The sequence below is a fragment of the Streptomyces sp. Rer75 genome (assembly GCF_013414305.1).
In the GTDB taxonomy this organism is placed as follows: domain Bacteria; phylum Actinomycetota; class Actinomycetes; order Streptomycetales; family Streptomycetaceae; genus Streptomyces; species Streptomyces himastatinicus.
In genome coordinates, this window is the sequence record NZ_CP058693.1 from 1777395 (window position 1) to 1799007 (window position 21613).

Genomic DNA, 21613 nt, shown 5'->3' on the forward strand with positions numbered 1-21613 from the left:
CCGCGGTTCCGGATGACGAACACCCTATCGGCTGTACGAGCAGCTCTGTTCGCCCACCGCACAGCAACGAACAGCAAGGCTCGGCAAAAGGGGACAGAAAACGCCCAGTCGCACCCCTCCCGAACAGCCAACCCTATAGAGCGACTAACATGCGGCGCCATGAGCTCCCCCACAGGGCCCGCGTCCGGCCTGCCAGTACGAATGCCGCGTCCCCGCCAGTCCGGACGGCACCGCCGCCCGGAGCCCGCGGCCGCACCCGTGGGCGCACCGCCGCTGGTGCTGGCCGTTCCGGGGACCCCTGAAGCCGCCACCCGGGGCCTGGCCGAGGAGATCGTGAGCATCGCCCGCTCCGAGCTGCCCGGCCTCGACGCCCAGGTCGGCTATGTGGACGTGGAAGGCGAGAACGAGGAGTTCCCGCAGCTGGAGACCGTGCTCGCGCGGGCCGCCCAGGACCGCACCGAGCGGCTGCGCCAGGCGCGGGAGGCCGCCAAGGCCACCGCCGCGGCCACCGCGGAGGCGATCGCCGCGGCCGAGGCCGCGGGCGAGGAGATCCCGGAGATGCCTCCGCCGCCGCCCGTCCCGACCGACGGCCCGTCGGCCGTGGTGGTCCCGCTGCTCGCGGGCCCGGACAACGCGCTGCTGCGCCGGATACGCCAGGCCGTCGTGCACAGCGGCTCCGCCGCCGACCTCACCGACGTCCTCGGCCCGCACCCGCTGCTCGCGGAGGGTCTGCACGTCCGGCTGTCGGAAGCGGGCCTCGCCCGTGCCGACCGGGCCCGCCTCTTCACGGTGGCGACCGCCGCGGACGGCATCATCCTGGCCACCGTGGGCGGCGGCGAGGCGGCCGACGCCGGTGGGATCACCGGCATGCTGCTCTCCGCGCGCCTCGCCGTGCCGGTGATGGCCGCCGCGCTGGACGAGGACGGGGCCGTGGTCCGCGTCGCCGAGCAGCTGCGCTCCGCCGGCTCGGCCCGGCTCGCGCTCGCGCCGTACCTCATCGGCCCGGAGGTGTCCTCCGAGCTGACCAAGGCGGCCGCCGAGGAGGCGGGCTGCGCCGCGGCCGAGGCGCTCGGGGCGTACCCGGCCGTGGGCAAGCTGGTGCTGGCGAAGTACGCGGCGGCGCTGGGCATCACGCTTCCGGCGTCCTCGGGACTGCGCTGAATCGTCCCTCCAGCCGAAGGGCCTGCGCTGCGCGGGGCGTGCCGCCCCGCGCACGGCCCGCGCCGTCGCGACTTTTCGGACATCCCCTGGCGGTCAGCCGAAGATCACGCAGGACGCGGCCGGTGCCTCGAGCGAACCGTCCCGGCTCGGCACCCCCGTGGTGGGGTCGAGGCCGAACCAGGTGACCTCGCCCGAGCGTTCGTTCGCGACGTAGAGACGGCTGCCCGAGGGGTCGAGCGCCAGGTCACGGGGCCAGTGGCCGCCGCAGGGCGTGGTGGTGACCAGCTCCATGCGGTCGCCCGGGGTGTCGAGGGCGAGCGTCGCGACGCTGTCGTGACCGCGGCTGGCGACCCAGACGAAGCGGCCGTCCGGGGAGACCGCCACCTCGGAGGGGAAGGTGGCGGCTTCCGTACCGGGCGGGACGACGCGGGTCTCGCCGAGCGGTTCGAGGGTGCCGGACGCCGCGTCCCAACGGCACACCGTGACCGTCGGATCCAGCTCGTTGACCACGTACGCGCGGTCGCCGCGCGGGTGGAACGCGAGATGGCGCGGCCCGCTCCCCGCCCGCAGCCGGACCTTCCGGTGCGCCCGCGGCCCGGCGGGCTCGTACACCCACACCGCGTCGGCGCCGAGGTCGACGCTCAGCAGCCAACTGCCGGACGGGTCGGGCAGCACCTCGTGGGCGTGCGGCTCGCTCTGCCGCTCGCGGTTCGGGCCGCTGCCCTCGTGCCGCAGCACCACCGTCGGCTCGCCGAGCCCGCCGTCGTCGCCGACGGGCAGCGCGCTGACGCTGCCGGAGCCGTAGTTGGCGGTGAGCAGATGCCCGTCGGCGAGCGCGAGATGGGTGGGCGCCGCGCCGTGGACGGGCACGGGGGCGCCGAGGAGGATGAGCGGGCGGGCGGGGTCGTCGCCGGTCCGGAAGGCGGCGGCCGCGCCGTCGTCCGTCTCGCTCACCGCGTAGAGGACGTCCCCGCCGGGTGAGAGCGCGAGATACGAGGGGTTGGCGACCTCGTCCGTGGCGTACCGCGGGGTCAGCGCGCCCGTGTCGCGGTCGACGTCCGCGACGGTGATCCCGGCTCCGCCCGCCTCGGTGAACGACCCGATGTACGCCCTGTACGCCCGTTGCTCCGTGCTCACCGTGCTGCCTCTCCAGCGGTTCCGCTTGCGGCCGACGCTAACAGCCCGGTCCGGACCACGACCGTGGAATGCACGATTCCCTGCTTGACGCGCAGTCAGCGCGCCCCGGTTGGGGGAACTGCCGCCGGAGCCCGCCCCCTCAGGCCCGCAGCGGGTCCGCGAGGCCGGTCAGGGCCGTCTCCAGGTCGTGCAGATGGGCCAGGGCGCGGTCCGTGGCCGGGTGGGGCGGCGGCCCGGCGGCGGGTGCGGGGGCGGCGGAGGACGGGGCGACGGGGGCGGTCAGTCGGCTCACCGCCGCCTCGACCCGCGCGCACGCCGCGGTCAGGCGGGCGTCGTGGGACGCGACCGGGTCGGCGGCGAGCGCGGCGAGGGCGCGCGCCTGGCGGGCGCAGTCGTCGAGTGCCAGCATGACCCGCCGGGCCCGGGCCCGGCGGGCGCGCAGCGGGCTGAGCGGGTGCAGCAGCGGGGCGATCGACATCCGCAAGCCCCGCAGCGCCGCCTCCAGCTCGGCGACGTGCGGCGCGGGGTCCGCGGCCGGGTCGCCCGCGAGCCGCCGTGCGGCGTCGGCGGCGCAGTGCCGTACGGACTCCAGGGCACGCCGGATCCAGGCGTCGGTCGCGGCGTGGGTGGTCACCGGGAGCACGAGCGCCACGGCCAGTCCCGCCCCGGCCGCGCCGATGGCGGTCTGCTCCAGGCGCAGCGCGAGCAGCCCGGGGTGCAGCACGCCGAGCAGGCCGTACAGCAGCCCGGCCATCAGCGTCACGAAGAACACCATCCAGCTGTACGACAGCGGCGCGGTGTAGAAGATCCCGAAGACGCAGGCGGCGACGAGGACGGCGGTGGGCGCCGGGGCGCCGTGCAGCGGTACGGCGACGGCGAGCCCGGCCGCGATGCCGCTGACGGTGCCGACGACCCGGCGGAAGCCGCGTACCAGTGTCTCGCCGCGCGAGGCGGTGTTGACGAAGATCCACCAGGCGGTGCCGACGGCCCAGTACCACCGCTCACCGGAGAGGGCCTGGCCGACGGCGAGCGCGAACGCGCAGGCGGCGGCCGCCTGGAAGGCCTGCCGGGTGGCGGGCCGCCCCAGGCCCGCTCCTCCGGGCGGCGCGGGCGCGGCGGTGGGCGCCCCGGGGGTGCGCCGCTCGATGCACCACACCCCGAACCGTACGAACGCGGCGACCGCCACGCCCATGGGCACCGCCACCGCCAGTACGGGCAGTTCCCGCGGCCCCGCCTCCAGGAACTGCGCCGCGAAGAACATCATGAACGCGAAGATGCCGAGCGCGTTGCCGCGCGGCCCCCACCGCCGGGCCGCGACACCGCAGAAGACCACCGCGAGGAAGGCGGCGTCGCGCCCGAGCGGAACCCGGTGCAGTACGGCGGCCAGCGCCAGCACCGGGAGGCCGACGGCCGGGAGCAGCGCGGTGGTGACGGCCTGACGCCGGGGCGTCGGGTCCGCCACCGTGAACAGCGCGAGGAGCGCCGCGAGCCCGCCCACGATCGCGGCGGACAGCGGCAGCCCGGCCCACGCCACCGCGGCGACCGCCGAGCCGACGCCGAGCACGGCCCGCGCCGAGATCCGCAGCCGCCGCAGCCCCGGGTCCGGAGCCGCGAACATCGTCGCGCACGGCCTCACCACCGTCTGAAACTCGCGCAGCACCGCTGTGACCTGTCCCTTTCACGTCCGGGCATGACAAAGGCGCTGCGGGGACCCGGATGCGGCTTCCTTGCCGTCCGGCGCAGCCCAGCGCAACGCCATCTGCCCCCAAGAGAAGCACCCCGCCACCATCGGCTCAAGCGATCACCGTTTCACTGGGCCATTGGTACAGTCACCCATCGAAGAAACCGACCACGAGGGAGCCGATGGCCCATGCCCGCACCGGTGGACGCGGTGGACGCGCTCGACGCGAAGATCCTGCGGCTGCTGCTGGAGCAGCCGCGCACCAGCGTGCGCGAGTACGCCCGGATCCTGGGCGTCGCCCGCGGCACCGTGCAGGCGCGGCTGGACCGACTGGAGCGGGACGGCGTGATCACCGGCTACGGGCCGTCGCTCTCCCCCGCCGCCCTCGGCCATCCGGTGCTGGCCTTCGTGCACATCGAGGTCACCCAGGGCCACCTGGACGACGTGGGCGACGCGCTGGCCACCGTCCCGGAGATCATCGAGGTGTTCTCGACCACCGGCGCGGGTGATCTGCTGACCCGGGTCGTGGCGCGGGACAACGAGCATCTGGAGGACGTCGTGCAGCGGGTGATCCGGCTGCCGGGCGTGGTCCGCACCCGCACCGAGATGGTGCTCCGGGAGCGGGTGCGCCATCGGATGCTGCCGCTGGTCGACGCCGTGGGGCAGACCGCGGGAACCCGCCGTCGACCTTGATCACGTGCTTGGCATGCTGTCCGTATGAGCATCCGGCGAACCCCTTCCGTGATCTTCGACCTCGACGGCACGCTCGTGGACAGCGAGCCCAACTACTACGAGGCGGGCCGGCGCACCCTCGCGCAGTACGGCATCACCGGCTTCAGCTGGGAGGAGCACACCCAGTTCATCGGGATCGGCACCCGCGAGACCCTGGAGACCCTGCGCGAGCGGTACGCGCTCGACGCGCCGGTGGACGAGCTGCTCGCCGTCAAGAACGGCCACTACCTGGAACTGGTCCGCACCTCCACCACCGTCTTCCCCGAGATGCGGGCGTTCGCCGAGCTGCTGCACTCCGCCGGGCATCCGATCGCCGTCGCGTCCGGCTCCTCCCGGCCCGCGATCGAGGCGGCGCTGACCGCCACCGCTCTGGACGCGCTGCTGCCGCTCTACGTCTCCGCCGAGGACATCGGGCGCGGCAAGCCCGAGCCGGACGTCTTCCTGGCGGCCGCGCGGCTGCTGGCCACCGATCCGGCCGACTGCGTGGTGATCGAGGACGCCGGGCCGGGGGTGGAGGCGGCGCGGCGGGCCGGGATGCGCTGCATCGCCGTCCCGTACGACGAGCACGCCGCCGGCGGCGGATCGGCGTACGACCACGCCGGGCTCATCTTCCGGGGCGGGCAGCGGGAGTTCGACGCGCGAGCGGCCTACGACTGGGTGACGTCCGACATATGAGACCCCGACACATCACCATTTCTCGTCCGGTGAGACGATGCGGGCGCCCATCCATCATCTGAGGAGAGCGAGGGCGAATGGGAAGACATGGGGGTAACGCGGTCCGCCGCTGGGGAGCGGCGGTCATCGCGACCACGGCGGCACTGGCGGTCGCCGCACCGGTGGCGAGCGCGCAGGCGGCACCGGCCGCCGCACCGGCCGCGCAAGCCGCCGCGGGCCCGTCCGGCATCAGCGCCAAGGGCGCCTATCTGCTCGACAACAGCGCGAACAAGAAGCTGTGGAGCAAGAGCCCGGACACCAAGCGCCAGATGGCGAGCATCACCAAGCTCATGACGGCGGTCGTGGTGCTCGACACCCGGGGGGTGAACCTCAACAAGAAGGTCACCGTCAAGAAGGCGTACCTGGACTACATCAGGACCAGTGGCGGCAGCGCCGCGGACCTGAAGCAGGGCGACAAGCTCACGGTCAAGCAGTTGCTGTACGGGATGCTGCTGCCGTCCGGCTGTGACGCCGCGATGGCCCTCGCCGACACCTTCGGCAGCGGGAGCACCACGGCGAAGCGCACCAAGTCGTTCATCTCCAAGATGAACAAGAAGGCGGACGCGCTGGGGATGACGAAGACCCAGTACGACTCCTTCGACGGCATCTCCACGCACGGCGCCAACTACACGACCGCCCGTGACCTGGCGAAGCTGGCGCGGCACGCGCTCCGCAACGCGACCCTCCGCACGGTGGTCAGGTCGGTCGGGACCGAGCAGAAGGCCCCGGCGGCCAACGGCCGGACCCGGACCTACTACTGGAACAGCAGCAACAAGCTGCTGGGCTCGTACGACGGCGCCATCGGCATCAAGACCGGTACCGGCACCGCCGCCGGCAAGTGCATCGTGTTCGCCGCCAAGCGGAACGGCCGGACGGTCGTCGGGGTGCTCCTCGGCGACAGCAAGCGGTACCCGGACGCGAAGAAGATGCTCGACTGGGCGTTCCACACCCGCACCACGGTGACCTGGCGCCAGCTTCCCGCGGGCACCCCGCAGGACTGATCACCCGCAACGCCCGGTGCCCCGGCCGGAATCCCTTCCGCCCGGTGCCCCGGCCGGAATCCCTTCCGGCCGGGGCACCCGCGTAGCGCGAACCGCTCAGGCGCGCGCGCGGCGAAGTCCCGCCAGGGCTTGCCCGCGACCGGTTCCGTGTCGACCCACAGGGACGTCACACAGTGCGGGCAGACGCAGGCGACGACGGTGAGCGCGTCGTGGACGCGGACGTCCCTGCCCAGGTCGTCCGGGCCGAGCGTGACGCGGCCCGCGAGCGCGTCGCGAGCCCGCCGCCCGACTGCATGAGCAGCGGCGCGGTCCGCAGGCCCACCTCGGCCAGGGTGGATTCGAAGCTGTCCAGCGACGCCCCCAGCAGCGGGCGCAGGCCCGCGTTGACCGCGGTGGTCAGGGTGCGCTCGTACTCCCCGATCCGCGGCAGGAACTCAGCTGACAGGGTGACGCTCGCCCCGGGCACCTCCTCGGCCACGATCTCGCCGACCCGGCGCTCGTGCGCGTCGTTGGCGAAGGACCACAGCAGCGAGACGGCGAACACCTCGGCCCCGGCGTCCCGCAGCCGCGCCACGGCGCGCCGCACGTCGTCCTCGTCCAGCGGACAGACGACCCGGCCCGCGTAGTCGACGCGCTCGGTGACCTCCTCGGTCAGCGAACGGGGCACGGCCGGGGGCTGTTTCACCAGCGTGCGGAACCGCTTGATCTCCTCTTCCTCGAGTCCGGTGCCCTTGAACCCGCGCATGGTCGTCAGGGTGTCCCCGAAGCCGCGGGTCTGGATCAGGCCGACCTTCTTGGTGCGGCCTTCGAGCATGGCGTTGGTGGCGATGGTGGTGCCGTGGGCGTCTCGACGTCCGCGAGCAGTTCGGCCAGGTCGACGCCGCGCTCCTCGGCGGCGTCGACCAGGGTGCCGAGCACCCCTTCGGCGGGGTTGTCGGGAACGGTGGAGGACTTGTACCTGCCGACCCGTCCGTTGCCATCGATCACGACGGTGTCGGTGAAGGTGCCACCGATGTCGGAAGCCACGTAGTACGAAGGCATCCGGGAAGGATCACTCGTCGGTATTCAGCTGATGCACGACGTGACGAGCCTTTCCGCCACGCCGGATCACTGTCAACCGGAAATGATCTTCGTCGGCGCCTCCGCCGGTGCCGGGGCCGGGGGGCCGGGGCGTCACGCGGCCGCGTGGGCTCCGGCCCCCTCCTCGCGGTGAATGGGCGTCCCCGAGCCGGTCAGCGGCACGCCCGTGCCGCCCCGCCGCGCCGCGACGATCTCCGCCGCGATGGACAGGGCGGTCTCCTCGGGCGTACGGGCGCCGAGGTCGAGGCCGATCGGCGAGCGCAGCCGGGCCAGTTCACGGTCGGTGAGACCGACCTCGCGGAGCCTGCGGAGGCGGTCCTCGTGGGTGCGGCGCGAACCCATCGCGCCGACGAACGCGACCGGCAGCCGCAGGGCCTCCTCCAGCAGCGGCACGTCGAACTTGGCGTCATGGGTGAGCACGCACAGCACCGTCCGGCCGTCGGTCTCCGTCTGCCGCAGATAGCGGTGCGGCCAGTCGACCACGATCTCGTCGGCCTCGGGGAAGCGGACGCGGGTGGCGAAGACCGGGCGGGCGTCGCACACGGTCACGTGGTAGCCGAGGAACTTGCCCGTGCGCGCCAGTGCGGCGGCGAAGTCCACGGCGCCGAAGACGATCATCCGGGGCGGCGGCACGCTCGACTCGACGAAGACCGTGAGGTCGCCCGCCGCACTCCCCTGCTGCTCCGGCAGGGTGAACGCGCCGGTGCGGCCCGCGGCCAGCAGGGCGCCCGCCTCGTCCGCCGCCGTGCGGTCCCGCTCCGGACGGCCGCCGAGGCCGCCTTCGTACGAGCCGTCGGGGCGGACGAACAGCGCCCGGCCGAGGAGTTCGGCCGGACCCCGGGACACCCGGGCGACCGCGGCCGTCTCCCCGCGGGCGGCGGCCGCCAGGGCCGCCGCGAACACCGCCCGGTCCGGGGCGTCCGCCCGCACCGGGATGACCAGGACTTCGAGCTCACCGCCGCAGGTCAGCCCCACCGCGAACGCGTCGTCGTCGCTGTACCCGAAGCGCTCCAGCACCGTTTCGCCGTCGCTGAGGGCCTGGACGCAGCGGTCGTACACCGCGCCCTCCACACAGCCACCGGAGACCGACCCGATGGCCGTGCCCTCGGCGTCGACGGCGAGGGCGGCGCCGGGACCCCGCGGCGCGCTGCCACCGACGGCCACGACGGTGGCGACGGCGAAGTCCCGGCCCTCCTCGACCCACCGGTTCAGCTCGGCGGCGATGTCAAGCATCCACGTCCCCACCCGGCGCGGCGCCCGCCAGCAGGACGCGGTCGGGGCGGATCGGCAGGTGCCGGTGGCGCACACCGGTCGCGTGCCAGACGGCGTTGGCGATCGCCGCCGCCGCTCCGACGATCCCGACCTCGCCGATGCCCTTGATGCCGACGGGGTCGTCCGGGTCCGGGTCGTCCACCCAGCCCACCTCGATGGGCGGCACGTCGGCGTGCGCGGCGACGTGATAGCCCGCGAGGTCGGGGCCGACGTGGCTGCCGAAGGCCCGGTCCCGGATCGCCTCCTCGTGCAGCGCCATGGACAGGCCCCAGGTCATGCCGCCGATCAACTGGCTGCGCGCGGTCAGCGGGTTGACGATCCGGCCCGCCGCGAAGATGCCGAGCATGCGCCGTACGCGCACCTCGCCCGTGGCGGTGTCCACGGCCACCTCGGCGAACTGCGCCCCGAAGGAGTGCCGTTCCTTCTGTGCCAGGGCGCCGATGGCCTCAGCCGTGTTCGACCGGGCGGTGATCCCCTGCTCCGGGATGGCGCCGCCGAGGGCCAGTTGCTCGCGCAGCTCCTTCGCCGCGGAGGTGACGGCCCAGGCCCAGGAGCGGGTGCCCATGGAGCCGCCCGCGATCATCGCCTGGCCGAAGTCGCTGTCCGCGATGCGCATGTGGATGCGGCTCGGCTCCACCTCCAGCGCGTCCGCGGCGATCTGGGTCAGCGCGGTCCGGGCACCGGTGCCGATGTCGGCCGCGGTGATCCGTACCGTGAACGAGCCGTCCGCCTCGGCCGTCACCGCGGCCGTGGACGGCATGGCGTTCGAGGGGAACGTGGCCGCCGCCGTGCCGGTCCCGAGCAGCCAGCGGCCCTCGCGGCGCAGCCCGGGACGCGGGTCGCGCTCCGCCCAGCCGAACCTGCGGGCGCCCTCCTCGAAGCAGTCGATGACCCTGCGGGTGCTGTACGGCAGCCCGGAGACGGGGCCCGCCTCGGGTTCGTTGCGCGCCCGCAGCGCGATCGGGTCCAGGCCGCACTTCTCGGCGAGTTCGTCGAGCGCGGACTCCAGCGCGAACGAGCCCGGGGCCTCGCCCGGCGCGCGCACGAAGGTCGGTGTCGGCACGTCGAGCGCCACCACGCGGTTGACGGTGTGGTGTGCGTCGGCGTCGTACATCGCGCGCCCGTAGTCGGCGCTGCGCTCGATGAATTCGTGCACGGTCGACGTGAGGCTGAGGGCCTCGTGGTCGAACGCGCACAGCCGCCCCTCCGCGTCGGCGCCCAGCCTGACCCGCTGCACGGTGGGGCTGCGGTAGCCGGTGATCGAGAACATCTGGCGGCGCGTCAGCACGACCCGGACCGGGCGGTGCAGGACCGTCGTGGCCATCACGGCGGCCACCTGGTGCGGGCGGAGTCCCTTGGAGCCGAAGCCGCCGCCGACGTGCTCGGACAGCACCCGCACCGAACCCAGGTCCAGGGAGAACATCTTCGCCAGCTCGTCGGCCACCCACATGCTGCCCTGGTTGGAGTCGACGACCTCCAGCCGGCCGCCGTCCCAGCGGGCGGTGGCCGCGTGGGGCTCCATCATGGCGTGGTGCTCTTCCGGAGTGGTGTACTCCGCGTCCACGACGGCGGCCGCAGCGGCGAGTTCGGCCGCGAGGTCCCCCTTCTCGGTCTCCGCCGACGGGTCCTCCGGCTTGCGGGCACCGGGGTGTGCGGCGGAGAACGCGATGTCGTGCGGCTCCTCGTCGTAGCGGACCACCAGCGCCTCGGCGGCCTCCCTGGCCTGCTCCGGCGTCTCCGCGACGACCAGCGCCACCGGCCAGCCCGCGAACGGCACCCGGTCGGTCTGGAAGAGCGTGACGGTCGGGTCGGGCTTCCCCAGCAGGCCGACGTAGTCGCCGTCGACCTGCGGGGCGTTCCCGTGGTGCAGGACGGTGAGGACGCCGGGCATCGCCTCGACGGGGGCGGACTCCACCGAGCGGATGCGGCCGCGGGCGATGGTGGACACCACCAGCCAGCCGTGGGCCAGGTCGGAGAAGGGGATCTCACCGGCGTAGCGGGCCGCTCCGGTGACCTTCTCCCGGCCCTCGACGCGGGTGTGCGCGGTTCCGACGGACGGAGTGACGGCGGCGGTTCCGGTCGTCGTGGTCATCGGACGGCCTCCTCGGAGAGTTCGGTCAGCATGGCCACGACGAGGTTGCGCATCAGCGTCACCTTGTATCCGTTTCCGGGCAGCGTCTCGGCGGCCGCCAGTTCGGCGTCCGCGGCGGCGGCGAACGCCTCGCCGGTCGCCGGCCCCCCGGTCAGCGCCCGCTCGGCCGCGCGGGCGCGCCACGGCCGGGACGCCACCGCGCCGAAGGCCAGGCGGACTTCGTGGACGACACCGTCCCGGACGTCGAGGGCGGCGGCGATCGAGCCGATCGCGAACGCGTAGGAGGCGCGCTCGCGCACCTTCCGGTAGCGCGAGTGGGCCGCGACCGGAGCGGGCGGCAGGGTGATGCCGGTGATCAGCGCGCCGGACGGCAGGGCGGTCTCCAGGTGCGGGGTGTCCCCCACGGGCAGATAGAAGTCGGCGAACGGCAACTCGCCCGGCCCGTCGGCCGTTTCGTACCGCACGACGGCGTCGAAGGCGGTCAGCGCCACCCCCATGTCCGAGGGGTGGATGGCCACGCAGTGCTCGGAGGCGCCGAGGATCGCGTGGTTGTGGTTCTCGCCCTCGACGGCGGGACAGCCGCTGCCGGGGACCCGCTTGTTGCACGGCTTGGCGGTGTCGGTGAAGTAGCCGCAGCGGGTGCGCTGGAGCAGGTTTCCGCCGACCGTGGCCATGTTGCGCAGCTGGCCGGAGGCCCCGGCCAGCACGGCCTGGGCCAACGCCGGGTAGCGGGACCGCACATCGGGGTGGGCGGCCAGATCGCTGTTGGTGACGGTCGCGCCGATGCGCAAGGCCCCGTCCGGCGTGGCCTCGATCTGGTCGAGGGGGAGGTCGCGCACGTCGATGAGGCGCGCGGGCCGCTCCACCCCGGTCTTCATCAGGTCGACGAGGTTGGTCCCGCCGCCGAGGTAGCGCGCGTCGGGGTCGGCGCCGAGCAGGGCCACCGCCCCGGAGACGTCGTACACGCGCTCGTACCCGAATTCCCTCATACCGCTGCCTCCGCTTCCGTCGCGCCGATCCCGTCACCCGAGCCGCCGGATGGCGGCTGCGCGGCCTCCGCCGCCCGTGCGACCGCCTCCACGATCGACACGTACGCGCCGCAGCGGCACAGGTTGCCGCTCATGCGCTCCCGGATCTCCTCGGCCGTGAGGGGCTGCGCTCCCGCGTCGGGCCGCACGTCCTGGGTCGCGGCGCTCGGCCAGCCCGCCGCGTGTTCCTCGATCACGGCGATGGCCGAGCAGATCTGGCCGGGGGTGCAGTAGCCGCACTGGTAGCCGTCGAGGTCGAGGAACGCCTGCTGCACCGGGTGCAGGTCCTCGCCTTCGGCCACGCCTTCGATGGTGGTGATGACACGCCCCTCGGCGGCCACCGCGAGCTGGAGACAGGAGACGGCGCGGCGCCCGTCGATCAGCACCGTGCAGGCACCGCACTGACCTTGGTCGCACCCCTTCTTCGTGCCGGTCAGGTCGAGACGTTCGCGCAGGGCGTCGAGCAGGGTGGTGCGGTGGTCGACGGGCAGCGTGTGCTTCTCGCCGTTGATGTTCAGCGTGATGGCGCTGGACGTCGGGGAGGGGGCTGGGGCCATGATCAGCCTTCTTTCGCGTATCTGGTGCGCGTCGAGCGAGATGATCCGGGCGGTGCGGGAAGGGCCCGGGGAGTGACCCGGGAGGAGTCTGGGAAGGTGAGCTGGCTGGTGGCGACCGGCACCAGCCGTTCGCACCGGCCGGTTCTGCCGCTAAGGTAGACCTAAGTGGACAGCTGTCCGGCTGGTATGAACTTATCGGACAGTTGTCCGGTTAGCAAGGGCGGCCCGACCGCGATTCCGGGAAGGAGGAGGCGTGCCCGAGAAGAAGGACACCCCACTGCGCTCGGACGCGCAACGGAATCGCGAGCGCATCCTGGAAGTGGCCCTCGCGGAGCTGACGCGCTCGGCGGACGCGCCGCTGAGCGCGATCGCGAAGAAGGCGTGCGTCGGACAGGGGACGTTCTACCGCAACTTCCCCAACCGCGAGGCGCTCGTCCTGGAGGTCTACCGCTACGAGGTGCAGCAGGTCGCCGACACCGCGGCCCAGCTGCTCCGGACCCGGGCACCGGACCAGGCGCTGCGGGAGTGGATGGACCGCCTCGCCCAGTACGCCATGACCAAGGCGGGCCTGGCGGGGGCGCTGCACAAGGCCACCAGCGCGCACGGCGGCCTGGTCCAGCTGGCACGCGGCTCGCTGACCTCCGCCGTCGCGCTCCTGCTGACGGCGAACGAGGAGGCGGGCACCATTCGCCCGGGGGTCACCCCCGACGACTTCATGCTCGCCATCGCCGGGCTGTGGCAGATCGATCCGCACGGGGACTGGCAGCGGTGCGCGGGACGGCTCCTGGACCTGGTCATGGACGGCCTGCGCGCCGGTGCGCCCGGGCAGGCGCCTCATTAGGACTTGCGGCGCGGCCTGCCGCGCTTGGCGCCCTTGGGGGCCGCGGAGCGGCCCCGCGGGTTCTTCCCGGCCCCGGCCGCCCTGCCGGATCCGGACTTGCCGGATGCCGACTTGCCCGCCGCCGCCTTGCCGGACGCCGTCTTGCCCGCCGCGGGCTTGCGCTTCTGCTGCGCCGGGGGCGGAGTGCGGCCCCGGGTGCTGTTGACGGTCCGCCCGCGGACGATCCCGATGAAGTCCTCCACCAGGTCGGTGGTCGCGTCCTCCGGCCATGACAGCGCGACGCTCGACTGGGGCGCGTCCGTGAGCGGCCGGTACGTGAGGTCCCTGCGGTGGTGCAGCCGGGCGAGCGACTGCGGCACGACCAGCAGCCCCACTCCGGCCGCCACCAGCTCGATGGCGTCCGCCGTCGTGGCGGGGCGCTCGATCGCGGGCCGCCCCGGCGGGCGCTCCCAGCCGATCACGTCGTCGAGGGGGTGCAGCACGATGTCGTCGGCCAGATCGTCGGCGGTCACCTCGTCGACCGCCGTCACGACGTGGTCCTTCGGCACCACGACCACCGTCGTCTCGGTGTAGAGGGGGATCGCGCTGAACACCGTACGGTCCACCGGCAGCCGCACGAGCCCCGCGTCGGCGTCGCCGCCCCGCAGCACATCGGGGGCTTCGGCGGCGGACACCGCGAGGAGGGTGAGCGGGACGTCGGGCAGGCGCTCGTTCCAGATCCGCACCCACTTGGCGGGCGTCGCCCCCGGGACATACGCGAGCCGGAACGTAGGGGATTCTTCCGAGCCTGTCACCCCGCCAGGCTACCGGTCGCGCGGCCCGAGGCCGTGGTCCGGGGCCGCGCATACGGTCGATACCCTTGACACCATGAAGTCGCACCAGACCACCCAGACGATGAAGCCCGCGACCGCGGCGAAGAAGCTGGGTGTGTACCTCCAGGCCACCCCCGCCGAGTTCCAGGAGGGTGTCGTCACGCGCGCCGAACTGAACGCCCTCCAGACCGATCCGCCCGAGTGGCTGCGGGAGCTGCGCCGCAACGGCCCGCACCCCCGGCCGGTGGTCGCGGCGAAGCTGGGCACCTCCATCTCGGGTCTGGCGCGCGGCGGCATCACCGAGGCCCTCACCACCGAGCAGATCGAGGCCCTGAAGGCGGAGCGCCCCGAGTGGCTGGAGAAGGAGCGCGCCACCCAGGCCGAGGTGCGCAAGGAAGCGGTGCGGATCAAGGAGAAGAAGGCGGAGAAGGCCGAGAAGGCGGAGCGCGACGCCCAGCCCGGCCCGCCGCACTCCTGACCCTTTCCTCCGTCCCGTTCAGTCCCTTCAGTCCTTGTAGTCGGGAGCGACGCGCTCCACGAGCCGCAGCAGCGCCGACCAGGCCAGGTCGAACGCCTTGTCGTCCTGGAGGTCGGAGCCCTCGTCCTCACCCGCCAGCTGACGCGCCGTCAGTTCGCGGATGTCCGGAGGAGGCATGACGAGTTTCGCGCCCCCGGCCGTCGCCGCGACCTGGATCTCACACGCCTTGTCCAGGTAGTACATGCGCAGGAATGCCTGGGCGGGGGTTTCCCCGACGGTCAGCAGGCCGTGGTTGCGCAGGATCATCGCCGGGTGACCGGCGAGATCGGCGACGAGCCGCTGCTGTTCGGCGAGGTTGAGGGCGACGCCCTCGTAGTCGTGGTAGCCGAGCCTGCCGTAGAACTCCATGGAGATCTGGTTGAGCGGCAGCAGGCCGTCCTCCTGGGCGGCGACGGCGCAACCGGCCTTGGTGTGGGTGTGCAGGACGCAGTGGGCGTCGGGCCGGGAGGCGTGGACGGCGCTGTGGATGACGAACCCGGCGGGGTTGACGGGGTGCGGGGTCTCCTCGACGGGGCGGCCGGACAGGTCGACCTTGACGAGGTTCGACGCGGTGATCTCCTCGAAGAGGAGACCGTAGGGGTTGATCAGGAAGTGGTGTTCTGGGCCGGGGACGCGGGCGCTGATGTGCGTGAAGATCAGGTCGGTCATCCGGAAGTGCGCCACCAGGCGGTAGACCGCGGCGAGTTCGCGGCGCAGCCGCACCTCCTCGGCGTAAGGGTTCGCGGTGGCCGGAGCGGTGTGGTGGGGCGTCGAAGCGGTCACGGGGTGAGTCCTTGGGTCGTGGGGGTGACGGAGGAGTCGATCCGTCTCAGACGGTCACGGGTGCGGGTTCGGGCGCGGTGGCCGGTTCGCCCGCCACGCGGCGGCGCCAGGCGTCGACCGCGGCGTCCTCGGTCGGCTTGGTGGCGAGGCTGACGGCCACGTAGGCGACGAGGGCGGCGAGGAGGCCGAAGTAGATCGGCTCGTTGGCGAGCAGCCCCTCGACCACCATGAGCGTGATCACCGTGATGCCGCCCGCGATCATCGCGGCCAGCGCACCGGGCAGGTTCCCGCGCTTCCACACCAGCCCGCCGAGGATGGGCACCAGCAGGCCGCCGACCAGCAGGTTGTAGGCGACGGTGAGCGCGGCGAGGACATCGCCCAGGACACAGGCGATGACGATGGCGGTCACGCCGAGGACGACGATGGCCAGCCGGTTCGAACGGATCTCATCGCGCTCGTCCGGGCCGTCCGCGGCCCCTGTGGTGCGACGTCGCAGCCGGGCCCAGATGTCGTTGTTGGCGACCGTGGCCGAGGCGATCAGGGCACCGCTGGCGGTGGACATCATCGCCGACAGTGCGGCGGCGAGGACGAGCCCCCTGACACCGGTGGGCAGGGTGTGCTGGACGATGGTGGCGAACGCCTGGTCGGCACTGGCCAGATGCGGGTACAGCGCCTTGGTCGCCATGCCGATGAAGGCCCCGGCCAGGGCGTAGACGAGACAGTAGATCCCGGCGGCCGTACCGCCCCAGGTGGCCACCCGGTCGTTGCGGGCGGTGAAGACCCGCTGCCAGATGTCCTGCCCGATCAGCATGCCGAACGTGTAGATCAGCACATACGTGAAGATGGTCTGCCCGCCGATGGAGGTCGGGGAGAGGTAGCCGTGCGGCAGCCGGTCCGCCATCTCCGAGAATCCCCCGGCCTTGATCACCGCGATGGGCAGTAGCAGGACGAGCACGCCCACGCTCTTGACCACGAACTGCACCATGTCGGTGAGCGTGATGGACCACATGCCGCCGAGCGCCGAGTAGCCCACGACGATGCTCCCGCCGATGACGACCGCGGCCCAGCGCGGCACATCGAAGAGCACGTCGAAGACGCTGGCGTACGCGATCGTCGAGGTCACGGCCAGCATCAGGGTGTAGACCCACATCACCACGCCGGAGATGACGCTCGCGGCGTCGCCGTAGCGCAGGGAGAGCATTTCGGCGACGGTGTAGACGCGCAGCCGGGCGATCCGGGCGGAGAAGAACACGCTGAGGGCCAGCAGCCCCAGCCCGATGGCGAACACCATCGCGGCGCCGGAGACACCGTAGGTGTAGCCCAGGCGCACCCCGCCGATGGTGGAGGCGCCGCCGAGGACGACGGCGGCCATCGTGCCCGTGTACATCAGCGGGCCCAGCCGCCGCCCGGCGACCAGGAAGTCGCTCTTGGAGGCGGCGAGTCTCTTGCCCCACCAGCCGACACCGACGATGGCCAGCAGATATCCGAGCATGACGAGGTAGTCGACGGCCATCAGGTCCTCCGGTTCCGCGGCCGCGCCGGGGAAGGCGAGGCCGCCGCGCACATACGGCGTGGGGGGGTGATGCGTGACCTTATCCACGGTGCACACTGGCGCTGAACCCGCGGATTCGCCCGATGTGAAACCGTCCGTTGGACGAATCCGACACCCCGGCGTGGTGCCGCAGGATGAGAGGATCCCTGCCTTGTGACCGAGCACGATCCACCGTCCATCCACCTCAGCGTGCTGCTCTCCGATCCCTCACTGGGGCTGCGCCGGGTCGCAGGTCCCGCCGAGGACCGGCGCATCGGCACGGTCGGCACCACCGAGATCGAGGACCCCACGCCCTATCTCGTCGGCGGCGAGCTCCTCCTCACCGCCGGAGTGCGGCTGCCGCCCGACGCGGACGGCATCGACACCTATGTGGCGCGCGTGGTGGCGGCCGGGGTCGCCGCCCTCGGCTTCGGCGTCGCCCCGGTGCACGAGGAGGTACCGGCCGATCTCGTCGCCGCGTGCGACCGCCATGGGCTGCCGCTGCTGCGGCTGCCGCCGCACACCCCGTTCGTCGCCGTCGGCCGGGCGACGTACGCCGCCATCGCCGAGGCGCGCAACCGCGACCTGAAGAAGGTCTCGCAAGCGCAGTCGGCCCTTGCCTCGGCCGCCGCCCGTCCGGACGCGCTTCAGGCCGTGCTCACCCAGCTCACCGCGCACACCGGCGCCTGGGCCGTCCTCTTCGACGGCCGGGGAAACGAACTGTTCCGCGCGGGCCGGCGTCCCCCGGAGCCGGTGCCCGGTCTGCTGCGCGACCTCGCCGTCCGTACGACCGCCCGCACCGCCACCGGCCGGGCCGCGAGCAGGCCGCCGCCACCCGCGGCGGCGGCCCACCACCACGACGGCGTGCACCTGACCGTGCACACGTTGCCCGGCGCCGACGGCACCACCACCCTGGCCCTCGGCCAGGCCGCCGCCACCGCCGCCCTGCCGCTGGTCCACCGCCAGGTGACCGGCACGGCGACCGTGCTGCTGTCCCTGCTCACCAGCCCGCGCCACGCCCTGAACACCGACAGCCACAGCGTCGGCGCGCTGGTGCGGCTCATGCTCGGCGCCACCCCGGCGGAGGTCGCGCCCGCCCTCGTACCCTCCGAACACCCGGCGCACGACCACTGGATCGTCGTCCACGGGCGGCAGGATCCCCGGCACCGGTCCGCGCGAGCACCGCGGGGCGAGGACCCCGCGCAGCTCGCCACCCTCGGCACGGCCCTCGGCACGCCCTATCTGCACATCGACGGCCCGGCGTTGAGGGCCCTCGTCCCCTGCCCGCCGGGAACCCGCCCGCACGCCCCCGCCCAGGCCGCCGCCCTCGGGTGGACCCTCGGCTTCAGCGACCCCTCCCCCGCGGCGGACCTGCCCCGCGCCGACGCCCGGGCCGAACGGGCCCTCCAGCGCGCGATCGCCGCCGAGGTGCCGGCCGTCGTGCACGAGGCCACCGCACCGGCCGTGCACAGCCTCGTCTCGCCCGCCGACGCCCGGGAGTTCGCCCGTGCCCGCCTCGCCGCGCTCGACCGGGCCGGGCCGCCGGGCGCCGCCGTCCTGCTCGGCACCCTGCGCACCTGGCTGACGTTCCACGGCAGTTGGGACCGTACGGCCGCCGAACTCCAGGTCCACCGCAACACCGTGCGCCACCGCATGACCCGGGTCGCCGAACTCCTCGGCGCCGACCTCCAGGACCCGGCCGTCCGCATGGAACTCTGGTTCGCCCTGGAGTGGCTTTCCGACGACGACTTCTAGTCCGGGCTAGTCCGGCAGCCCCCACGGCTTCGCGTCGCCGACGGCCGGTACGTCGCGCGGGCCCGGGTCCGGGTGGGTGCCGCGCGGGGCGACGACGGCCGTCTCCTCCCGGCGGAGCGGGATCTCGATGCGGCCCGGCCCCGTCTCCCGGTACCGCAGCCGCCTGCCGCGCTCGTCCCGTACGTCCACGGCACCGCGGATGCCGTGGTCCAGCACCAGTGGCGCGCCCGCCTCGCTGCGGACGCGCACCCACCGGGTGCGGCCACCGGCCCGGTCCGCGTCGATCAGGAACGCGCCCTGGGTGCGCAGGGAGGCCACGGACGCGTCGGGCCAGCGGCGCGATACGGACGGGAAGACCCGCACCACGCCGCCGTGGCTCTGCACGGCCATGTCGAGCACCGACTGCGTCGCCGTCAGAGGGCTCTCGATACCCAGGTTTCCGCCCTCGACGTACATGGTGTTCGGGGTCATCCAGGCGTTGTTGATGACCTTGCCGCCGGTGAAGAAGGTGAGGAAGTCGAGGGCCTCCTCGGGGCGGTCCATCCGCGAGGCCATCGACGAGGCGGCGGCGTAGCTGTAACCGGCCCACAGGGCACGGTCCTTGACCCAGTGGTCGAAGGTGGTCCGCATGATGTCCCGGTCGCCCGGCCGGTCCCAGTCCAGCTCGTGCAGCGGATACAGCCACAGCATGTGCGAGAAGTGGCGGTGGGATTCGGTGAGCGGCTTGCCCGAGCCGATCATGACGCCGGTGGCGTCGCGCGGGTAGTCCACCAGGCGCTTCAGGATCTCGCGCCAGCGCGCGGCACGCGGATGGTCCGTACGGAGGATCCGCAGGCAGTCGAGGAGCGTGGCGCAGCCCCAGCGGAGCAGGGAGAGGTCGTAGGTGCAGTCCTCGGCGTCCGCCCACTCGGGGGAGCGGGTGAGCGGAAGGTGCAGCTTTCCGTCACTGCCCTCATGCAGGAAGTGGTCGTAGAAGTTCACCGCCTTGACCAGGACCGGGTAGAGGACGTCGCGCACGATGCGGGTGTCCATGGTGTGGCGGTAGCTGAGCCAGACGTTGTGCATGGCCCAGATGAGGTTGCCGTTGTTGTCGGTCTTGGTGGAGGTGCCGGGGATGCCGACGGTCTTGGCGCCGGGACGCAGCATCCAGTCGGAGGGGTGGGCGAGGGCGTAGGTCTGCCCGTCCTGGTACTCCGGCGGGACCGAGAGCGGCAGATACTTCTCGAAGCGCTGGAAGGTGGAGGTGACGGAGTCGAGTTCGAGGTGGTTGGACCCCTGGATCAGCCAGGTGGCGATCTGCACGTTGAGGTTCCACCAGACGGCCGTCCAGCTGCCGCCGGTCTCCGGGTACCACGGCCCCCACTCGGACATCGAGGGCCCGTCGGCCCGGGTGGCGCAGGCCGCCTTGTAGAGCTGGATCCAGTAGAAGTCCTGGATGCGCTTGTCGGGTACGGACAGCAGGCTGCGCCGGTAGAAGCGGTGCCACCAGGCGCGGTGTTCGTCCACCAGGTCGTCGGGGTCCGCGGCCAGCGTACGGGCCACTTCGGCGACGGCCAGCTCGGTGGTGCGGGACAGGTCTTCGGGATGGCGGTAGACGATGTGCGCGGCCAGCAGTCTGCCGGTGCCGACGCGCCGTTCGCGCCAGGCGGTGGTCCATCCGCCGCCCGCGATGAGCGGCTGCTCCACGTATCCGGTGTCGCCTGTGGAGCCGGTGCGGGGGTCTGGGTTGCCGGTGTAGTCGGCGGGCTTGTCCTTGGTGCGCGGCGAGGTGGCGGGCAGCCAGGTGAACGACCAGGCCGCTTCGCGCTCGCCCGCGCTGGGCCGGGTGGAGATGAGCAGCGCGGTACGGGTGTTGTGCACCAGCATCGAGAAGCGGACGCTGCCCCGGGTGGTGGTGACGGTGCCGCGCAGCTCGGCGTCCCAGAGGTCGAGGGTCCAGTCGATGCCGGTCACCTCCCCGGCCAGGGTGAGGTCGAAGTGGCCGATGGGCAGCCGCGAGAAGCCGTACGGGGCGCGCCACTGCGGCCGCTGGTCCTGCACCTGGCTGTGGCTGACCATGACCTTCACGGAGTTGGGCGTCGCGCCCCGGTAGACCTGCGCGCCGAGCAGGCCATTGGCGAGGAAGGGGCCGTCCTTCCAGTCGCCGGGCATCCGGCGCCACCGCAGGGCCGCGTCCCTGACGATGCGTTCGGTCAGGTTTCCTGCCCGGCCCGCGTCCTGGGGTGCGGCCCAGGCGGTGCCGGATCCGGCCAGCCAGCCCGCGGCACCGGCCGCGGCCGCCGAGCCGATCACACCTCTTCGAGAGATCCCGTTCCCTGTCGTCGGGGTCACGTATGTGCCTCCCATACCTGGTGGTGAACTACCCGGCATGGTGCAGGGGTCGGGACAGCAAGGGAAGACCTCCGACGTATCGGAAATCGACCCGCTTCATCTCCGCAGGTGGACGAGGCGTGCGTGATCGGAACGCGGCGACAGCGGTGTCAGCCAACCGATCTCTCAGACGCTGACCAGGCAGAGGAGAGCGACCACACCCACGAAGCCGAGAGCGCCGAGAGCGGTTCCGGCGACGCACATCCACAGACGGCCCGCACCGCGGCGGGCGTGGTGGATGCCCATGGCGCCGAGGGCGACGGCGAGGCCCCCGGCGATGGGCACCAGGGGGAGGGTGAAGGACAACAGCAGGGGCGGCAGTACATCGACGATGGCGAGGACACCGACGACGGAGAAGACACCGAGGACCAGGGCGGTGGGGCCCAGCGCGACGGCGGGTGTGTCGGTGCGGTGGGCCATGGTCGGTGCAGGCATGAGTATCCCCCTTGCGAAGCCCCCGGAGCGGGCTCATGTGACGTACCGATCGTAACTGGGGTTCCTCTGCGCTCCGGTGGGCAGGGTGGGTGCGTCAAGTCCGCCTGATGGAGA

20 protein-coding genes are annotated in these 21613 nt (G+C 72.9%); 7 read left to right on the top strand and 13 right to left on the bottom strand.

All coding sequences use genetic code 11. The features are described 5' to 3' along the window. Window positions 1-159: 159 nt before the first annotated feature. Window positions 160-1161: a hypothetical protein gene (locus HYQ63_RS06950; protein ID WP_179933042.1), complete on the top strand. Its 1002-nt coding sequence runs from the start codon at window positions 160-162 to the stop codon at window positions 1159-1161. Window positions 1162-1254: 93 nt separating this feature from the next. On the opposite strand, the gene HYQ63_RS06955 is transcribed toward HYQ63_RS06950, so the two are convergent. Next, on the bottom strand, window positions 1255-2298 hold the full coding sequence (locus HYQ63_RS06955) for a lactonase family protein (RefSeq protein ID WP_179933043.1): 1044 nt from the start codon (window positions 2296-2298) through the stop codon (window positions 1255-1257). A gap of 139 nt (window positions 2299-2437) precedes the next feature. Next, complete coding sequence (locus tag HYQ63_RS06960; RefSeq protein ID WP_179939822.1) at window positions 2438-3916, bottom strand: FUSC family protein; 1479 nt, start codon at window positions 3914-3916, stop codon at window positions 2438-2440. 252 nt (window positions 3917-4168) lie between these two features. Here HYQ63_RS06960 and HYQ63_RS06965 point away from each other — a divergent pair, with 252 nt between their 5' ends. The 3 genes from HYQ63_RS06965 to HYQ63_RS06975 all read left to right on the top strand — a co-directional run bounded on the left by HYQ63_RS06965 (window position 4169) and on the right by HYQ63_RS06975 (window position 6426). Continuing rightward, on the top strand, window positions 4169-4672 hold the full coding sequence (locus tag HYQ63_RS06965) for an Lrp/AsnC family transcriptional regulator (protein WP_123106617.1): 504 nt from the start codon (window positions 4169-4171) through the stop codon (window positions 4670-4672). Between the two features lie 24 nt (window positions 4673-4696). Further along, the gene (locus HYQ63_RS06970) at window positions 4697-5386 is read left to right on the top strand and encodes an HAD family phosphatase (protein ID WP_179933044.1); all 690 of its coding nucleotides are present in this window, start codon (window positions 4697-4699) and stop codon (window positions 5384-5386) included. A gap of 77 nt (window positions 5387-5463) precedes the next feature. Beyond that, a complete protein-coding gene (locus HYQ63_RS06975; protein WP_179933045.1) occupies window positions 5464-6426 on the top strand; it encodes a D-alanyl-D-alanine carboxypeptidase family protein in 963 nt (320 codons plus the stop codon). Between the two features lie 166 nt (window positions 6427-6592). Here the strand turns inward: HYQ63_RS06975 and HYQ63_RS06980 are convergent, their stop codons facing one another. The 6 genes from HYQ63_RS06980 to HYQ63_RS07005 form a co-directional block, all read right to left on the bottom strand. Then, the gene (locus HYQ63_RS06980) at window positions 6593-7240 is read right to left on the bottom strand and encodes a hydantoinase/oxoprolinase N-terminal domain-containing protein (protein ID WP_257231684.1); all 648 of its coding nucleotides are present in this window, start codon (window positions 7238-7240) and stop codon (window positions 6593-6595) included. Further along, complete coding sequence (locus HYQ63_RS06985; RefSeq protein ID WP_179933046.1) at window positions 7207-7467, bottom strand: hydantoinase/oxoprolinase N-terminal domain-containing protein; 261 nt, start codon at window positions 7465-7467, stop codon at window positions 7207-7209. Before HYQ63_RS06985 ends, HYQ63_RS06980 begins: the two co-directional genes overlap by 34 nt. 132 nt (window positions 7468-7599) lie before the next feature. Next, window positions 7600-8739 carry an XdhC family protein gene (locus tag HYQ63_RS06990; RefSeq protein ID WP_179933047.1) on the bottom strand — a complete coding sequence of 380 codons (1140 nt, stop codon included), beginning with the start codon at window positions 8737-8739 and terminating at the stop codon, window positions 7600-7602. Next, the gene (locus tag HYQ63_RS06995) at window positions 8732-10870 is read right to left on the bottom strand and encodes a xanthine dehydrogenase family protein molybdopterin-binding subunit (RefSeq protein WP_179933048.1); all 2139 of its coding nucleotides are present in this window, start codon (window positions 10868-10870) and stop codon (window positions 8732-8734) included. Before HYQ63_RS06995 ends, HYQ63_RS06990 begins: the two co-directional genes overlap by 8 nt. Then, complete coding sequence (locus HYQ63_RS07000; protein ID WP_179933049.1) at window positions 10867-11859, bottom strand: xanthine dehydrogenase family protein subunit M; 993 nt, start codon at window positions 11857-11859, stop codon at window positions 10867-10869. Before HYQ63_RS07000 ends, HYQ63_RS06995 begins: the two co-directional genes overlap by 4 nt. Beyond that, the gene (locus HYQ63_RS07005) at window positions 11856-12455 is read right to left on the bottom strand and encodes a (2Fe-2S)-binding protein (RefSeq protein WP_179933050.1); all 600 of its coding nucleotides are present in this window, start codon (window positions 12453-12455) and stop codon (window positions 11856-11858) included. Before HYQ63_RS07005 ends, HYQ63_RS07000 begins: the two co-directional genes overlap by 4 nt. A gap of 253 nt (window positions 12456-12708) precedes the next feature. Between HYQ63_RS07005 and HYQ63_RS07010 the strand changes: the two genes are divergently transcribed. Then, window positions 12709-13296, top strand: a complete 588-nt coding sequence (locus tag HYQ63_RS07010; RefSeq protein WP_179933051.1) for a TetR/AcrR family transcriptional regulator — start codon at window positions 12709-12711, stop codon at window positions 13294-13296. On the opposite strand, the gene HYQ63_RS07015 is transcribed toward HYQ63_RS07010, so the two are convergent. Beyond that, the gene (locus HYQ63_RS07015; protein ID WP_179933052.1) at window positions 13293-14090 is read right to left on the bottom strand and encodes a LysR substrate-binding domain-containing protein; all 798 of its coding nucleotides are present in this window, start codon (window positions 14088-14090) and stop codon (window positions 13293-13295) included. The two genes, HYQ63_RS07010 and HYQ63_RS07015, sit on opposite strands and share 4 nt — an antisense overlap. Window positions 14091-14163: 73 nt before the next feature. On the opposite strand from HYQ63_RS07015, the gene HYQ63_RS07020 reads away from it, so the two are divergent. After that, the gene (locus tag HYQ63_RS07020; protein ID WP_179933053.1) at window positions 14164-14586 is read left to right on the top strand and encodes a DUF5997 family protein; all 423 of its coding nucleotides are present in this window, start codon (window positions 14164-14166) and stop codon (window positions 14584-14586) included. 27 nt (window positions 14587-14613) lie between these two features. On the opposite strand, the gene HYQ63_RS07025 is transcribed toward HYQ63_RS07020, so the two are convergent. Continuing rightward, entirely contained in the window at window positions 14614-15408 is a 795-nt protein-coding gene (locus HYQ63_RS07025) for a class II aldolase/adducin family protein (protein WP_179933054.1), read from the bottom strand. Window positions 15409-15454: 46 nt separating this feature from the next. Continuing rightward, complete coding sequence (locus HYQ63_RS07030; protein ID WP_179939824.1) at window positions 15455-16921, bottom strand: sodium:solute symporter; 1467 nt, start codon at window positions 16919-16921, stop codon at window positions 15455-15457. A gap of 192 nt (window positions 16922-17113) precedes the next feature. On the opposite strand from HYQ63_RS07030, the gene HYQ63_RS07035 reads away from it, so the two are divergent. Further along, a complete protein-coding gene (locus HYQ63_RS07035; RefSeq protein WP_179933055.1) occupies window positions 17114-18694 on the top strand; it encodes a PucR family transcriptional regulator in 1581 nt (526 codons plus the stop codon). 6 nt (window positions 18695-18700) lie between these two features. On the opposite strand, the gene HYQ63_RS07040 is transcribed toward HYQ63_RS07035, so the two are convergent. Continuing rightward, entirely contained in the window at window positions 18701-21025 is a 2325-nt protein-coding gene (locus tag HYQ63_RS07040) for a glycoside hydrolase family 95-like protein (protein ID WP_257231685.1), read from the bottom strand. 165 nt (window positions 21026-21190) lie between these two features. Continuing rightward, window positions 21191-21499, bottom strand: a complete 309-nt coding sequence (locus HYQ63_RS07045; protein WP_179933057.1) for a hypothetical protein — start codon at window positions 21497-21499, stop codon at window positions 21191-21193. Between the last annotated feature and the right edge of the window lie 114 nt (window positions 21500-21613).

Coding starts and splice junctions, on each gene's coding strand:
- HYQ63_RS06950 (WP_179933042.1), top strand. CDS start 160: ATGAGCTCCCCCACAGGGCCCGCGTCCGGCCTGCCAGTACGAATGCCG.
- HYQ63_RS06960 (WP_179939822.1), bottom strand. CDS start 3,916: ATGTTCGCGGCTCCGGACCCGGGGCTGCGGCGGCTGCGGATCTCGGCG.
- HYQ63_RS06965 (WP_123106617.1), top strand. CDS start 4,169: ATGCCCGCACCGGTGGACGCGGTGGACGCGCTCGACGCGAAGATCCTG.
- HYQ63_RS06970 (WP_179933044.1), top strand. CDS start 4,697: ATGAGCATCCGGCGAACCCCTTCCGTGATCTTCGACCTCGACGGCACG.
- HYQ63_RS06975 (WP_179933045.1), top strand. CDS start 5,464: ATGGGAAGACATGGGGGTAACGCGGTCCGCCGCTGGGGAGCGGCGGTC.
- HYQ63_RS06980 (WP_257231684.1), bottom strand. CDS start 7,240: ATGCTCGAAGGCCGCACCAAGAAGGTCGGCCTGATCCAGACCCGCGGC.
- HYQ63_RS06985 (WP_179933046.1), bottom strand. CDS start 7,467: ATGCCTTCGTACTACGTGGCTTCCGACATCGGTGGCACCTTCACCGAC.
- HYQ63_RS06990 (WP_179933047.1), bottom strand. CDS start 8,739: ATGCTTGACATCGCCGCCGAGCTGAACCGGTGGGTCGAGGAGGGCCGG.
- HYQ63_RS06995 (WP_179933048.1), bottom strand. CDS start 10,870: ATGACCACGACGACCGGAACCGCCGCCGTCACTCCGTCCGTCGGAACC.
- HYQ63_RS07000 (WP_179933049.1), bottom strand. CDS start 11,859: ATGAGGGAATTCGGGTACGAGCGCGTGTACGACGTCTCCGGGGCGGTG.
- HYQ63_RS07005 (WP_179933050.1), bottom strand. CDS start 12,455: ATGGCCCCAGCCCCCTCCCCGACGTCCAGCGCCATCACGCTGAACATC.
- HYQ63_RS07020 (WP_179933053.1), top strand. CDS start 14,164: ATGAAGTCGCACCAGACCACCCAGACGATGAAGCCCGCGACCGCGGCG.
- HYQ63_RS07030 (WP_179939824.1), bottom strand. CDS start 16,921: ATGGCCGTCGACTACCTCGTCATGCTCGGATATCTGCTGGCCATCGTC.
- HYQ63_RS07045 (WP_179933057.1), bottom strand. CDS start 21,499: ATGCCTGCACCGACCATGGCCCACCGCACCGACACACCCGCCGTCGCG.